Annotated in this window: 10 protein-coding genes; all 10 read right to left on the bottom strand. The window is 70.1% G+C overall.

The annotated features are described in order from the left end of the window. Window positions 1–7: 7 nt before the first annotated feature. Complete coding sequence (locus tag WME95_RS45815; RefSeq protein WP_437905503.1) at window positions 8–1,342, bottom strand: pectate lyase family protein; 1,335 nt, start codon at window positions 1,340–1,342, stop codon at window positions 8–10. Between the two features lie 285 nt (window positions 1,343–1,627). Further along, complete coding sequence (locus tag WME95_RS45810; RefSeq protein ID WP_437905502.1) at window positions 1,628–6,907, bottom strand: pentapeptide repeat-containing protein; 5,280 nt, start codon at window positions 6,905–6,907, stop codon at window positions 1,628–1,630. A 151-nt stretch (window positions 6,908–7,058) separates the two neighbouring features. Then, a complete protein-coding gene (locus WME95_RS45805; RefSeq protein WP_437905501.1) occupies window positions 7,059–7,544 on the bottom strand; it encodes an SLATT domain-containing protein in 486 nt (161 codons plus the stop codon). A 563-nt stretch (window positions 7,545–8,107) separates the two neighbouring features. After that, entirely contained in the window at window positions 8,108–9,397 is a 1,290-nt protein-coding gene (locus tag WME95_RS45800; protein ID WP_437905500.1) for an outer membrane protein assembly factor BamB family protein, read from the bottom strand. Window positions 9,398–9,509: 112 nt separating this feature from the next. Continuing rightward, window positions 9,510–10,262: an SDR family oxidoreductase gene (locus WME95_RS45795; RefSeq protein ID WP_437905499.1), complete on the bottom strand. Its 753-nt coding sequence runs from the start codon at window positions 10,260–10,262 to the stop codon at window positions 9,510–9,512. Window positions 10,263–10,365: 103 nt separating this feature from the next. Continuing rightward, the gene (locus WME95_RS45790; protein WP_437905498.1) at window positions 10,366–10,950 is read right to left on the bottom strand and encodes a TetR/AcrR family transcriptional regulator; all 585 of its coding nucleotides are present in this window, start codon (window positions 10,948–10,950) and stop codon (window positions 10,366–10,368) included. A gap of 68 nt (window positions 10,951–11,018) precedes the next feature. Further along, window positions 11,019–12,227, bottom strand: a complete 1,209-nt coding sequence (locus tag WME95_RS45785) for an STAS domain-containing protein (RefSeq protein WP_437905497.1) — start codon at window positions 12,225–12,227, stop codon at window positions 11,019–11,021. A 3-nt stretch (window positions 12,228–12,230) separates the two neighbouring features. Beyond that, window positions 12,231–13,394, bottom strand: coding sequence for an acyl-CoA dehydrogenase family protein (locus WME95_RS45780; RefSeq protein WP_437905496.1), 1,164 nt, complete (start codon window positions 13,392–13,394; stop codon window positions 12,231–12,233). Between the two features lie 326 nt (window positions 13,395–13,720). Further along, entirely contained in the window at window positions 13,721–14,602 is an 882-nt protein-coding gene (gene sigJ / locus WME95_RS45775; RefSeq protein WP_437905495.1) for an RNA polymerase sigma factor SigJ, read from the bottom strand. Window positions 14,603–14,607: 5 nt separating this feature from the next. Next, on the bottom strand, window positions 14,608–15,630 hold the full coding sequence (locus WME95_RS45770) for an NAD(P)H-dependent oxidoreductase (protein ID WP_437905494.1): 1,023 nt from the start codon (window positions 15,628–15,630) through the stop codon (window positions 14,608–14,610). Window positions 15,631–15,770: the final 140 nt, after the last annotated feature.

Genomic DNA, 15,770 nt, shown 5'->3' with positions numbered 1-15,770 from the left:
GTGCCGCTCAGAGCTTTCCCACGCCGGCCGACGCGGGCACGACCGTCTTGACGTCGTTCGTGTCGCTCGTCAGCGCAGCGGAGTACGAGTACGGGATGTCCGCCGTGCAGTTGGCGGGATAGGCGCGCGACGTGCGGCTCACCTCGACGTTCGAGATGCGCTCCGCCTTCCCGGGTGAATCGGACGGCGTGTAGATCGAGTAGTGGAGAGCCTCGTAGTAGTTCCGCTCGACGCGAACGCACGTGTTGGCGCGGATCTCCGTCGCGTCCTTCGCGCCGACGATGTAGTTGTTGAAGAAGTGCCCCACGGCGCCGCGGTACATCGGGACGCGGAGCAACACGTTCTTGTAGTGGTTGTGGTGCATCGTCACCTTGCGATCGTCGTGGAGATCGTCGTCCGCGGCGCCCACCAGGCCGCCCTTGTGGTGATCGTGCAGGTACGTCCACGAGATGGTGATGAAGCCCGTCTGGCCCTTGATGTCGATCAGACCATCGTACCTGTCCTTGTCGGTCTGAACGCTCGGGTCCTCCGAGTACACCTCGCAGTGGTCGATCCAGATGTTCTTGCTGGTGCCCGAGATCGAGATGACGTCGCCCCCGTTCACGCTCGCGGGCGTGCTCGTCCCCACCAGGGTCGCGCGCAGGTTCTGCAGGATGACGTTGTTCTGGCTCGAGACGTCGATGCCCACGCCGTCGAGGAAGGCATCCTTGCCGATGCCGACGATCGACTTGTTCGACTTGACGCGGATCTGACCTCCGCCCGATCCGTTCGTGATGCGGCCTTGAACGAGGATGACGTAGGGCTGGCTGGCCTCGGCGCAGCTCTTCAGCTCGGCGTAGCTCTCGACCGTGACCGTCTCGCCGGCCTGGCCGCCGGTGGTTCCGCCGTTCAGCGTGGCGAAGCCGATCGGCTCCCCCACGACACCGCCGGCGCTGCCCGGAGAGCCACCCGTACCCGAGCCGCCGGTCGTTCCGCCGCTGCCGGTGGCTCCGCCGCTGCCGGCAGCACCACCGGTCGCTTCGCCGCCGCCGCTCGACGTGCCACCCGTGGAGGGCCCGCCACCGCTCGGCGCTCCCCCGGTCGCTTCACTGCCGCTCCCGGCGCCTCCGGCAGCGGAGCCGCCCGTCGTGGCGCCCCCCGAGCTGCTCGCGCCGCCGGAGCTGGTCGTACCGCCAGCAGCCCACCCGCCGCCCGTCGCGGCGCTGCCGACTGAACCCGCGTCGTGGCCGTCGTCGCCGCCCTCGCCGTCGGAGCAGGCGACCAGAATGCCCAGACCGAGGAAGATCGGGACGGTTCGAGGGATCCGAGGTGCGCGGTGAGCAAGGCGGGAAGGAAGCGTCATGGTGAACGTTCGGTTGCCCGAGCGACCGGAGACCCGTCATCTAAATTCATGCCCCTTCGGTGACGCCCGGGCGCGCTCGCTCCCGCCCAGTGCACGGGAAATGCTCGAGGAGAAGCTGGTCCGCTGAGTCGCGGCGAGCTGCGGGAGCAGCCGGTCGCGATGAGCGAGACTTCCCTCCGGACAGCACGTGCACACTTCGAGCATTCGCACGACAGCTGCCGCGTGCTCCGAGGGGACGGCCGACTCGTTGCAAGACGGCTTGACGTGGGCTCGAGCGCGGTCAGCCTACGCGATGCCGTTCCCGGGCAGCGTTCCGGCGGGCGGGAGCGCGATGAGGGGCTCGTCGTCGAGGAGGCGGAGGGGGTTCGGCAGGTAGGGATCGAGCTCGCCGAGCTCGAAGCGGCAGAGGCCGATCACGTGCCAGAAGGAACCTGCAATGTCCCCTCCGAACCTGTAGCGGCCGTCGGGGGTGAAGGCAGCCCAGCCCTCAGGGCAGGACAGGAGGACGGCGAGGCAGCAGCCGGAGGCCACGTGCCAGAGGCGGAGGGTGCCATCGGCGGAGGAAGAGGCGAGGAGTGTACCGTCAGGGCTGAAGACGACGCGCGTCACGAAGGCCTTGTGACCCATGAGAACGTGGAGAGCTCGACCGCTTCGGACTTCCCATAACATCACCGTGTTATCATCCGACCCCGAAGCCAGCGTCTGGCCATCGGGGCTGAACGCCACGCTAATCACGGCATCGCCACAGTCTGCGAAGCTCCGGAGAACGCGCCCGTTTTCGACCTCCCACAACCGCACGGTCTTGTCACATGACCCTGAGGCGAGCATCCGGCCGTCGGGGCTGAATGCCACAGCCGTCACTGCATTTTTATGGCCCTCGAAGATGTGGCATACTTGCTGGCTTTCCACGTCCCACAACCTCACCGTGTTATCACCCGACCCCGAAGCCAGCGTTCGGCCGTCGGGGCTGAACGCTATGCTCAACACGGGATTGCCATGCCCCTTAAATACTCGGATGGCTAGCCGGCGTTCCACGTCCCACAACCTCACGGTCTTGTCACCTGACCCCGAAGCCAACGTTCGGCCGTCGAGGCTGAACGCCACGCTCGTCACCCAATTGCCATGTCCCTCCAAGGCGAAGAGCGATCCACCACTTTCGACCTCCCACAACCTCACCTTCTCGTCATCCGACCCCGAAGCCAGCATTCGACCATCTGGGCTGAACGCCACGCTCCTCACCCAATCTCGATGTCCCACGAACGTGCGGAGGGTTCGCCCGCTTTCGACCTCCCACAATCTCATCGTCGCCTCACCCGCCCCTGAGGCCAGCATTCGACCATCCGGGCTGAACGCCACGGTCCCTACCCAGTCGCGATGACCCACGAGCGTACGGCGAACTCGCCCGCGTTCAACATCCCATAACATCCCCGTCCTATCCTCCGAACCCGAGGCCAACGTGCGGCCGTCGGGGCTGAACGCGACACTCCTCACCCTGGCGCCATGCCCCTCCAAGATGCGGAGTTGTCGCCCGCTTTCGACGTCCCAGAGCCTCACCGTCGCGTCACCCAACCCCGAGGCGAGCACTCTGCCATCCGGACTAAACGCTATGCTCAGCACAAACATTCCATAGCGCTCAAAGACGTGGAGGGGTCGCGCGCTTTCGACGTCCCAGAGCCTCACTGTCGCATCACCGGCCCCCGAGGCCAGCATCCGACCATTGGCGCCGAACGCTACGCTCCTCACCGCTTCGCCGTGGCCCTTGAAGACGCGAAGGACTTGCCCGTTTTTGGCCTCCCACAATCTCACGGTCTTGTCCCCCGACCCCGAGGCCAGCGTTCTGCCGTCAGGGCTGAATACTATGCTGTTTACCCGGTCGCGATGGCCCTCGAAGGTGCGGAGGATTCGCCCGTTATCGACCTCCCACAACCTTACGGTTTTATCATCCGAGCCCGAGGCCAGCGTTTGACCATCAGGACTGAACGCCACACTCATCACCGCGCTGCGATGGCCCTCGAGTCCGCGGAGGGACTGCCCGTCTTCGCTCCTCCACAACCTTACGGTTTTATCATCCGAGCCCGAGGCCAGCGTTCGACCATCAGGACTGAACGCTACGCTGTTTACTGCGCCAAGGTGTCGCCCAGACATCACCCGGATAGCTTGCCCCGACACCGCGTCCCAGAGCCCGACCGAGCCGTCTTCATGGCCAGTCGCGAGGAGATCTGCCATCGGATTCCAAGCAACCGTATTGCATGTTTTCGCCGGCATCCACATCAGCTCGATCCTGGAAGGCCGAGGTGATGCCGCCCCCTCCGCCGCAAGCGGCGCGACGGCCACCACCCCCCGGGCACCGACCAGCTTGGCGCCGCGTAGCATCGCGCCCGCGAGATCCGCGCCGGTTAAGTCCGCACCGACGAGGCGAGCGAACGATAGGTCCGCGCCACGAAGATCGGCGTCTATGAGCGAGGCGCCGCGAAGATCCGCCCGTCCGAGCCGCGCGGAGGCCAGCGTGGCGCCGGCGAGCCTGGCTTCGACCAACGTGGCGTTGGTGAGATTGGCTCTCGCGAGGTTGGCCCTTCGAAGATCGGTGCGGTTGAGGTTCTGCCCGCTCAGGTCCTGGCCTGCTAGGTACACGCCCTCTACCACCTCAATCTCGTCCTCCCCGACGACCGCCGCCTCCTCCTCGCCCCGCTCCAGCCAGCGCACGATCCGCAGCCCGTTGTCCTTCGCGTGGCCCTCGGCCGTCCCGTAAAGCGCCCACGCGGCCCACGCCGCCGCCTCGTCGCGTCCGGCGAGCGATACGAAGAAGTCCACCATCAGCTCGCTCATCTCGTCGGCCGCGAGCGCCGCGCTGTCCCCTGCCCACGTCACCTCCCGCGCCGCCGCCTCGGCCACGAGCCACTCGAGCACCGAGCGGTGAACGAATGAGAACGCCCCCTCCGCGTCCCGCACGAGCAGCGATCCCGAGCCGATCAGGAACTCGACCATCGCCCGCTCCAGCGGCGGCCCGTCCTTCGGCTGCACGCCCTTCACGAGGCTCTCCGGCAGCTCGGCGATTCCGACCGCACGCGCCCGCCGGTGCCACAGGAGCCGCGCGAGCTCGGTCATCGCGCCCCGAAGCGCCTCGCGCGAGATCCCACGCGGCGCCCCCGGCGGGTTTGCGCGCCGGTGCTCGTGGTCGAGCCACTGATCCACGAGCAGCTCGTACAGCTTGGCCGCGGTGATCTCCCCCGTCCCCTCCTTGGCCTCGAGGAGCTTCTTCTCCTCGATCTTCGCGATGAGCCCGAGCATGCGCGGGTTCTCGGAGAGCCCGAGCAGGTCCTTGACCTCGTGGAGCAGCCGGTAGCGCGCCTCGGCCTCCGCGGGCTCGGGGATCAGGTTGCTCAGAAACCGCCGGATCTGCGGCTCCCCGAACCCCTGCAGCTGCACGAGCCGGTAGCCCTGCACCTGCTCCGCCCGCCGGGCGAGCTCCTGCTTGATCTGCCGGTCATCGAGGAAGTGCTGCGTCCGGCTGGTCACCACCACCTTTGCGATCCCCTCGGCCGCCTGCACCACCGTCTCGAAGTGATCGAGCACCCGGTCGTATGTCAGCCGCAGGGCGAGCTCGTCGAAGCCGTCGAAGAGCAGCGCGATCCGCCCCTCGGCCAGCATGTAGCTGAAGGCGCGCGGGTCGATCGGCTCGTCCGCGAGCGCGAAGTGCTGCGCCACGAGCACGCTCAGCGAGCGCTGCTTCTCGAGCTGGCTCATCTCGATGAGCACCGGCACGAGCGGGTGCTTCTCTCGCGCCATCCGCCGCGCGAGCTCATGCAAGAGGAACGTCTTGCCCGCGCCGAAGTCGCCTAGCACAAGCACGAAGCGTCGGCGGGGCGCGTCGAGCAGCTCCCACAGCGACGCAAGCGCACTCTCTGTGGCGCTCTTCTCGCGGTCGCCGAGGCTCACCACCGCCGGCTGCTCCACGTAGAGCCACGGCGGGTAGATCGGGTCCGCTTCGAGCCGGTCCGTCTGTCGTTCGAGGTACCGGCCGAAATCGATGAGCCCCTGGTATTCGGAGAAGCTCTTCAGCACGACGCCGCGGCGCCACGCGCGCTGGACGAGCTCCGGCGGCGCCTGCGGGCCCGTGTGGATCAGCGTCGATCTGAGCAGCGGATCCTGCTCCCGGAACGGGCGCTCCACCTCGGTCACGTAGCGCGCGACCAGCTCGTCCGTGATCGACTGGTCGAGCGCGCCGATCACCCGCAGGTCGATGAGCGCTCCGTCCCGCGCCGCCACCTCGAGCACGCCCGCGAACGGCGGCGGCGTCCGGTGCCGCGTGACGGTCGCGCCGGGCGCGCGCAGCAGCGCCACGCGCTCGATCCGCTGGAGGAAGCCGTCGTGCCGCTCCTCGAACGCGCGCTCGCCGCGCTCACCGTCCCCCGAGGTGCAATCCACCACTCCGTCCGACGCGCTCCGCCCCGGCAGCTCGCGCTCCGGCCGCGGCGCCGGCTCGACGTGCTTCTGCAGGAACGCGACAAGCACCGCCGCCGAGGCGCGGCACGCGAACGCGCGGAAGCTGTCGTCCTTGGCGAGGTCGGCGTGATCGCTCACCGCCTTCACGAAGATCGACCGCTTCTGGCAGCGGCCCGCGAGGTCGCCGATCGCCGCGCCCTCCATCTCCAGGCCCAGCGTGCCCCGCACCACGCGCTGGAGGTCGCCCCAGACGCCCGGGTCCTGCACCACCGCCGTGAGCGTGGCGATGGCCCCGACATGCACGCAGAGCGGCGGATCGGCCGGCGGCCCGTCCGGGTGGAGCAACCGCTCCTCCAGCGCCTTCTCCCGCCCTGCCTCGGTGAGGCCCAGCGCACCGCCCTTCATCGCGGCGAACCCGTCCTTCACGGCCTCCCTGAGCCGCGCCGTCCACCCCGGACAGGCGCGCCTCCGGTCGGGGTGCGAGACCGGCGAGGGCCCGCCCTCCGCCTCGTGCACGTGGAGGGCGTCGAGGAGCCACCGCTGCTGGGCCTCCCGGGAGGGCGGGCGCTCGCGGGAGAGCGCCGCGAGGTCGAGCTCGCGCGCGAGGAAGGCGGCGTCCATCTTCCACGTGGCCGCGAGATCGAAGGTGCGCAGGTCGTGGAGGAGCTCCGCCTCCTTGCCCGGCGGCGCGACGCGCTTGCCCTCGTCGAAGCTGTAGAGCCGGTCGGCCACGATCACGTCGCCGAGCGCCACCTTGCGGGGGTCGCCCGCGCAGATGCCGCACATCGCGAGGCACGCAGGATCGAGCTCGGAGACGAGCTGCTGCCCCCGGATCGCCGCCGTGCGCTGGCCCGCCTCGCCGATCCACGCCGCGGCCACCGCGAGCGATCCGCCACGGGCGCTCGGAAAGGCGCGCCGGTAGTAGCGGAAGCCGCCGAGGTCCCGCAGCTCGCGCCACCCCGCAGCGCCGCCATCGCCCTGCGCGAGCACCCCCTCGAGCTCGTCCTGGAGCGCCACGACCACGAGCACGTCGATCGGCCCGACGTCGACCTCCGCGCCTGCGTCCGCGCCTCCCCGGCCCTCGTCCCGCGCCTCCGCCACGTCGTGCTGGGCATTCGCCACGCAAGGCATGGTGCAGCCGGAGCGAGAGGCACCGCAATAGACACGGCGCGCGGAGGAGATACAGCGCAGGAGCTCCCCGGCGCAAGCCCCGGCTCGGCTCGAAGCCGGAGCTCGTCGGGCTCGACGAGATCGCGCGACCGCGACGATCTATCTACGCGTTACCACCCTCTGAGTCCGGAGCTCTTCGAAGCCTCGACTCCGTGAGCGCACCGATGTTTTCCGGGCTTGGCACCAAGGGGACCCATTGCTCATGGGAGAACATCACGATCTCGGCGACCCGCTTGGCGAGCAGGCGATCGCGGTCGGCCGCCCTTTCGAAGCCTGCGAATCCGAACGAATGCGCCGCCTGCAGATCCTCGATACGCCGCTGACACGTGCGGTACAGCGCCCAAAGCTGCTGAGGCTTTCTCAGCTGGAGCCATGTCGTCATCCCTGCTGCCAGCAGCGAGAGCAGCGACGGCGTCAGTTTGCTCAGCCAGAATCCCTCGCCGAGCATGACGAAGATCGGCGCCACCAACGTGCATGCAACAACGGCGGTGAAGCAGATCAACGCCTCGGCCTTGTTGTGATTCGCCTTTCTTTCGAAGTGTAGACGCCATTTCCCTGCATAGCGTACCGCGTCAATCTCGTCAGACATGGTGATTCGAATCTTTGCTGTCTAGTAGAGAGCGCTTCCAGCTCGCCGCCAAGTAGTGCACCCGAGGGGTGCGGTCGAGGCTACGTGCACCTCCGACGGTGGATCAAGTCGGCACCCAGCATCGTCGACCGTGGCGAGAGCCGCAAGGGGTCGCGCCCGGGCGATGGCCGGGCGCTCACGGATGGCCGTCTCTTGCTGGACGGCCACGACATCCGTTGCGGGACGAGGTTAAAAGCTGGATCTTCACGGTCGTCGCCCGCACGTGTCCAGTGAAGCACTGTAAGGGGGCAGGAAGGTCGACCGTTCGCCCGGGATGCATACGAGCCTGGGTCGAGGAGTTGGTCGTCTCGTCATCGCGATCGCCGCGCTGCTGGCCGCGTGCGTGGCCGGCACGTGCCAGGCCGCGCCGCAGCCAGGCCCGTGATGGGAACAGGTAACCGGCGCCGCGCGGACGGTCACGATGCCCTTGGCTGGGCGGTTACATCCGGAGCGCTTCAGCACGCAATGACTGCGCGCAGGGGATTTCAGGGCGGTGCGGCGCGCGGCGACGGCCGGCACAACCTTCACTGCCTCGCGCCGGTCATCGCGGCGTCCACCGGCCTCGTGCCAGCCGCCGCGGCCTCCGCTGGCTTCGCGCCGATCGACGCGGCGGTGAGCCCGTCGGCCTGCACCACACACGCCTGGATCGGCCGGCCGAGAGACGCGCGCCCCGCCACGGCCCCGCGCTGCGCTTCGAGGAACGAGATCCCGCCGCGCGCGTCGCACAGCGCGAAGCCGCCCGCGTAGGCGGCGCCGCCGAGGAAGTCGGCCTCGCCGGCGTGGGCCCAGGCGAGCGCGCCGGAGCGCGCGTCGAGGCCGACCGCGGCCCGGTAGTACGTCGCCACGTAGCGCTCCGCCTCGATGCCCGGCGGGCCGGCCGCGCGGGGGCGGGCGTAGAGCCGCGCCCTGTCCTCGGCCGAGGCGACCGGCGCGAGCACCTCGGTCCCGGCGGTCATCCAGACCGGCGCCCCGGGCAGCTCGCGCGCCGGTAGCCGCGCGGTCGACGCGCGCCCGGCCGCGCCGAGCCCGATCGAGGCGTCGAACCGCGTCGCCGCCTCGCCGCCGAAGAAGACCGCCCCGCCGAGCAGGAAGGCGCGGCTCACCTCGGTGCGGAGCAGCGCCCGCGCCACCTCGCCGCCGGTCTGCAGGTCGAACACCGTGACGTAGCGCCCCTGCCAGGGCAGGAACGCGTAGCGCCCCACGACCGCGGGCACGCCGATGGCGGCGGAGTCCTCGATCTGGCGCAGCACGAACCCCTCGCGGCTCACCGCGAGCACGACGCTCGTGGTGCCGGTTGTCGACACGAGCGAGACCACGGTGGTCTCGCCGTCGTCGCCCGCGCCGCGGAGCCTGCCGCCGGCGCGGCGCGTCCAGAGCAGCTCCCCGGTGCGGGCGTCGAGGGCGAACAGCTCGCCCCGGCCGAGCCCGACGACGACGCTCCCCGCGACGGCCGGGCGCGCGTCGAGCGGGTGCGCGAAGGTCCACGCCGGGCCGCCGTCGAGCGGCACCCCGACGAGCTCGGACGCCCCCGCGCCGGCGACGACGCCGACCGCCACGTCGGCGCCGAGGGGGACGCGCCTGCCCGCGAACCGCTGCTGGAAGGCCGCGACGCCCGCGCCGCCGTCGTCCTTCCAGCGCGGGTCGAACGCCTCGCCCTGCGTCTGGCCGCCGCCGCAGGCCACGGACAGGGCCGCGAGCGCAGCGCACGCAGCGACGAGCAGCGCGCGGGCGCGGGCGGCGGCGCAGCGCGGGCGCGGGGCTCGCCCGCGGGCCGAGGCCGGAACAGCCCTGTTCGAATCGATGATCTCAGGCACCTGCGTCCACGTTCCGGCGACCCCCCGCATGCGGTGTGTTCCTGCGCCGGTCGTAGCGTGGCTTCGGCTCACCGAGCAAGCGAGGCGGGCTTCTGCGAGCAGCGCCGGCAGCTCACGCCGAGAAGGCGCCGTCGATCGTCAGGCTCACGCCGTTGATGTAGGTCGACTCGGGCCGGGCCAGGTACGTCACGAACCGCGCGATCTCGTCGGGGTCGGCGATGCGCTTCTCGGGGCTCAGGTTGCGCACCCAGTCGACGTGCGGGCCGTCGGCCGGCATCATGTCGGTCGTCGTCGGGCCAGGCTGGACGTTGATGACCGAGATGCCGCGCGGGGCGAAATCCAGCGCCAACCCGCGCACCAGACGGGCAACCGCGGCCTTCGTCATCCCGTACACGGCCGAGCCGGCGAGCATCGCGCGCTCGGCGATGTTGCTGCCGATGACGACGATCTTCCCGCCGCGCGAGAGGTGGTTCGCCGCGGCCTTGGCGGCGACGAACACGCCGCGCACGTTGACGGCGAGCATCCTGTCGAAGTCCTCGAGGCGGTATTCGTCCGCATTGCCGAAGATCAGGATGCCGGCGTTGTTCACGAGGACGTCGAGCCCGCCGAGCACCCTCGCGCCCTCGGCGATCGCGCGCTCGAGCGCGCTCGCATCGGCGCTGTCGGCCTGAAGGGCGATGGCGCGCCCGCCCTCGGATTCGACGGCCGCGACGAGCTCTCGCGCCCGGTCCGGCCGGCTCACGTAGGTGAAGGCGACCGCCGCGCCCTCCCGCGCGAGGCGCTTCACGATGGCCGCGCCGATGCCGCGCGATCCGCCGATGACGATCGCCTTCTTCCCTGCGAGCGGCTTGATGTCGTTGTTCATGTCGAGCTCCTTTGCGTCGTTGGCTGTTGTGCTTCGGTTTACTTGAACGATCAGTCAAAAATAGCGCGCGGCAAGGGCGAGGCGCGGAGCGGCCGCCGCGCGATCAGCGCGGGCGCAGGCTCTGGACCGCGAAGGCCGCGACGTCGCGGAGGGCTTCGGTCGATGCGCCGGCCTTGGCCTGCACCTTCATCCCGCCGAGCGTGGTCGCGAGGAAGCGAGCGGCCGCGCGGCTGTCGACCGCGCGGCCGATGTCCCCCTTCGCCTTGCCGTCGTCGATGACGTCCTTGAGCACGGTCTCCAGCAGCGCGACGCTTGTCGCGGTGAGCGCGCGCACCTCGTCGTCCTCGCGGGCGAGCTCGCAGACGGCGTTCACGACCATGCAGCCGCGGGAGCGCGCCGCGCCGTGCTCCTCGGCGAGGTCGATGAGGACACGCTCGAGCGCCGCGAGCGCGGTCGGTCCGGCCCGGAGCGCCTTGACCACCGAGGCGATGCTGTCGGCGTTGTAGGCGCGGAGCGCCTCGAGGAACAGCCGCCGCTTGTCGCCGAACGTGTCGTAGAGGCTCTGTCGACCGATCCCCATGGCACGCACGAGATCCTCGGTCGAGGTGCCGGCGAAGCCCTTCTCCCAGAAGACCGGGATGGCGCGCCGGAGCACCTCGTCACGATCGAACTCCTTGGGCCGGGCCACGGAGAGAGCATGACCGTTCTGGACTGCTAGGTCCAGAAAAAAAGAGCAGGGCGCCACCGCCACGGCCCTCACCGTCCGTTCTTCAGGACGCTCCCTAGCGCTGCGTGCAGGCTCGAAAACCTCTGGATTCCCTGCAAATCGAGCCCCAGCTCCACGATGGCGCGCGCCACGCGGGCCGATATCCCGGACACGAGGCAGCTCGCGCCGAGGAGCGCCGAGGCGCGCACCATGCCCACGATGCCGTCGACCGTGCTCGCGTCGACCTCCGGAACCCCGGTCAGGTCGACGACGACGAACGCCGCGCGCGCGCGCTCCACGGCCGCGAGCAGCTCTTCCGTCATCCGCGCCGCCCGCTCGGCGTCGACGAGGCCGATCACGGGCAAACACAGGACGCCTTCCCAGACCTGGATGATCGGCGTCGAGAGCTCCTCGATCCGCCGCTGTTGCTCCTCGATCAGCGCGAGCTTCCGCCGCAGCTCGTCCTCGACGAGGCGCCGCGCGGTCACGTCCTGGAGAAGGAGGAGCCGGCTCTGCTCCGTATGCCCGGCCGCGATGAGGACCTCGATGTGGAGAGCGACGCCCCCCCTCTCCACGACGAATGCTCGAGGGGCCGGCGAGCCGCTCGGCGCCTCGGCGAGGAGCGCCGCGAGCCGCGCGCGGTCGCGCTCCGCGAAGCCCTCGTCGAGCGGCGCCCCCGCCTCGACGCCGAGGAGCTCCGCCGCCTTCTGGTTCCGATCGAGCACCCGCCCCTCGATCACGTCCGCGACGAGCACCCCGATGGGCGCGTATTTCCAGAGCCCCTCGACGTTACCCGCCCGCGGCGACGCGAACACCGGCGCGGCCTGCGCGGAGGCCGCTTCGGCCGCGGAGACCAGCCCCTCATAGCGGCGCCTCTTCCTGGCTCGACCGAGCGCGTCCGCGAGCGCACGGACGACCGCATCGGGCTCGTCGATCGAAAGGCACGTCGCCGCGTCGCCGAGGAGATACGAGCGCTCGGCCTCGGCCTTGATTGCAGCGTGACGCTCGGGACACGCGCAGATCAGGAGCTCGGTCCCTCGCCCCATGGCCACGGCGCGCTCCGCGATCCGCACCGCGTTCTCCACGCTCGGGCCGATGAGGAGCACGTCCGCCTCCGGGCCCGCGCTGCGCAGCCACGAGAGCGCCGCGTTCGCCTCCGAAAGGCGCTTCAGCGTGCAAGGCCCCAATCGGTCGTGATGGCGCTCGATCAGGAAATGGAGGAGCGTTCCTCCCTCGAGAACACCGACTGTCCCCCCCATCGATCAATCCCTCAAGAGCGGCTGTCGTAGCAGCACGCGGCCGGCCCACGTGCGGAGGATATCCGTCGTCGGCGCCATCACGTGAACGGCGCGGGCGTCGCGGAGCAGGCGCTCCGGGCGCCCGCCCTCGCGATACCCGATGCCGCCCAGCAGCGTCAGCGCCTCGTTGGCCACGTTCACCGCGCAATCCCCGCTCTCGGCTTTGGCCGAGAAGATCGAGAGCAGGGCGTCGGGCGCCGCCGCGTCCCCCGCGGCGGCCGCATGGTAGACCAGCCTGCGCGTCCGTTCCACCGCCGCCCACAGGCTCCCGAGCCGGTGCTGCAGCACAGGAGATTGGGCGAGCCCCTGCCCGCTATGCGCGTACCGCCGCTCCCCGACGTGCGTGATGGCCTCCCGCAAGGCCGCCGTCGCCACGCCGAGGTACGTGGCTGCCATGGCGACCAGGAAATAGGGCCCGACGACATGAAACGCGTACCACATCTGATCGCCCTCCTCGCCGAGCAGGTCTTGGCGCGGTACGCGGACGTGATCGAGGTCGAGGGGCCTCGACGCATTGCCACGCATGCCGATCCCCTTCCACTCCGGACCGAAGCGGAGGTTCGGGGCGCCCGCGCCCACGACCACGCACGAGAACTCGTCCGGCGCCGCGAGCGGGTCCGCCGCGGCCGTCGAGACAACGTACGAGTCCGCGTGCCCTCCGCTCGTGACGAAGCTCTTTTTGCCCGCCACCACGTATCCGCCGCCGGGGTCCGGGGTCAGCGCGGTCTGCGGGAAATAGAAATGCGACCCGGTGCCCGGCTCGCTCAACGCCAGCGTGGTCAGGTGCCGGCCGGCCGCGATGGGCGCGAGGTAACGCTGCGCGTGATCCCGCGTCGCCTTGGCGGCGATCACCGCGGAAGCGGCGAGGTGCATTCCGAAGCAAAGGGCGGTCGAAGCGCACGCTTCGCCGATCGCCTCGCAGGCTTTGGCCATGGCGAAGAGCCCGCCGCCGAGACCGCCGACCTCGCGCCCGATGACGAGCCCGCCGAGCCCCGCCTCCAGCAAGGCGCGCAGGCTCGCCTCCGGCCAGCGATACTCGCGATCGACCCGCTCCGTCTCCGCCGCGATGACCTCCCGCCGGATCGTCTCGATCTTCTCCAGGACACCTTCGAGGCTCAACTCGCTCATTTGCGCGCTTGGCTCCTGGCGCGATCGGAGCACAGGGGCGGCGGGTGCGGGAAGGGGATCCTGGATGCGTGGATAGCATTTCCGACGCATCCCTCCTGTTCTTCCGTAGAAGTCGCCTGCGCAGTACGCCAGCGCGGCATCCGCCGTTCTTTCCGGTCTCCTCGCCGCCTGCGGCGGCTCCGTCCTTCCGGCGGAGCCCGCGACCGCGCACCTCCGCGCCACCGGCTTGCCCATGAACGGTGGGTGCCTGTACGTAGGCGGGGCCCGAACATCACGGATGGGTCCGCCGCTGATCTCTGGCCCCTCCCGCGCCGGGCCGGCGCCGCTCAGCCAGCCTCCGCGAGGAAGGCTGCGAGCTTCTCCGGGTTGCGGTGGGCATAGACCCCTCGAATCACGCCCTCATCGACGCTCACGCTCACGGCGGCGATCAGCCGATCTTCGTCGTGGACCAGGAGCCCCGGGGAACCGTTGAACCACCGCACCACGAAGCGGTAGCGGCCATCGGGATGCGCCGCGGCCCCCCAGACGCGGGCGAAGAAGGTGCTCACCGCGTCCGCGCCGCGGAGCACATGGGTCACCGTCTCGGCCTTGCCGCCCCCGTCCGCGTGGAGCTCCACGCCCTCCGCGAGCAGGCTGCGGAGCTCGTCGGTCCGGCCGGCGCGGGCGGCGCTCAGGAACGCGGTCAGGAGGCGCTGGTGCTCTGTGGACGACGCCGCGAACTTCGGCCGCGCGTCGCGGACCCGCGCGCGGGCACGGGAGGCGAGCTTCCGGCACGCCGCGCTCTCTTTGCCGAGCAGGGTGGAGATCTCGTCGAAGCTGTAGCCGAACACGTCGTGCAGCAGGAAGGCGGCGCGCTCCTTCGGGGTCAGCCGCTCGAGGGCGTGCATCAACGCCACCGAGACGGTCTCGTCGATCTGCGGCTCCTCGTCGGGGCTCCGCGTATCCTCCATCAACGGCTCTGGCAGCCATGTGCCCACGTACGTCTCTCTCCGGGAACGCGCCGATTGCAGCGTGTTCAACGCGATGCGGCTGCACACCGTGACGAGCCACGCGCGCGCGTCGCGGATCTGGTCGGTGTCTGTCTGGCTCCACTTCAAGAACGTCTCCTGCACGATGTCGAGGGCGTCGGCGCGCGTGCCGAGCATCCGGTAAGCGAGCCCCTCGAGGAGGGGGCGGTGGCTCTCGAAAAGATGTGTTCGGTGATCCATGGCGGTTACTCGATGGCGTTGGACATCAGCACGGCGAAGCGCCAGCCCTGCGCCGTCCGCCGGAAGACATGCGTGTACTTCTGCCGCGCGGCGAAGACGCCCGCGGCCCCGCCGCGCCGCATGGCCACCTCTTGCCGGCCCACCTCGACGGCCAGGTCGCCGCTCCGCTCGATCCGCTCCGGCGTCTTCCTGAACGACGCGAAGCTCGCGCTCCGGAAGAGCTCCGCCTCGCACGCGAGGAACCGCTCGCGGCCGGAGACGACCTCGTGCCCCGGGATCAGGAGCTGAATGTCGTCGGTGCAGAGCGCCGCGTAGGCCTCCGCGTCGCCCCGCTGGATGGCAGCGGCCTGCGCGGCCCGCAGCCCGCCGATCTCCCGGCGATCTTCCTCGGTGAACGGCCCGAGGCACACCGGCTCTCCAGGAGAGGCGAAGAGATGGTCGATCTCGGCCCGCGCGCACGCGACGCGACGCGACCGAGTGGCCTCGTCTCCGCTCATCCCCTCCAGCGAGATCACGTCGACCTTCGTGACGCCGATGAAGGCCAGAATCGCCCGCAGCGTGCGGGTCTGAAGCTCGTCCTCGACGGCGGGCGAGGCGACGCCGCCGCGCGCCGTCACGACGGACGCCGACTTGCTGGTGAGGAGACCCACATAGCGCCCTTCTACCTGTGCAAACGTACGGTCATTGCGGATGACGTGATCGAAGTAGGCCTTGAGGGTCGATGGCAGCGTGAGGTTGTACAGCGGGCTGCTGATCAGCAGGTGATCGGCCGAGCTCAGCTCATCGATCAAGGCGTCGGACAGCACGAGGCCCTCGGGCGGCGGCCCCCCGGAAGGCGGCGGGGGCGCGAGAAACGCGGCGATGGTCGCGGCGTCGAGGTGCGGCACCGGATACCGGGCGAGGTCGCGAACGATGACGCGGCCTCCCGGATTCGATTCTGTCCAGCGTACCTGGAAATAGTCCGCCACGCTCCGCGAGATCGACCCTTGCGTACGGGCGCTTGCATCGATTCTGAGCAGTCTCTTCATGTCCTCTCCGGGTGGGGTCCGCTCCCAGGACAAGGCAGCCCCCCGGAATGTGACCGCCGGCGCAGCACGGGCCTGAGTCTGGTGCGGCCAGGGAGCCGGGTGGATGCGCACTCCGGCCGTCCGATCGCGACGGCGAGGCC

This window comes from Sorangium sp. So ce327 (assembly GCF_051530205.1).
GTDB classification, from domain to species: domain Bacteria; phylum Myxococcota_A; class Polyangia; order Polyangiales; family Polyangiaceae; genus Sorangium; species Sorangium cellulosum_B.
Note: the sequence above shows the minus strand (reverse complement) of the source record. Positions and strands in the feature narration are given on the sequence as shown.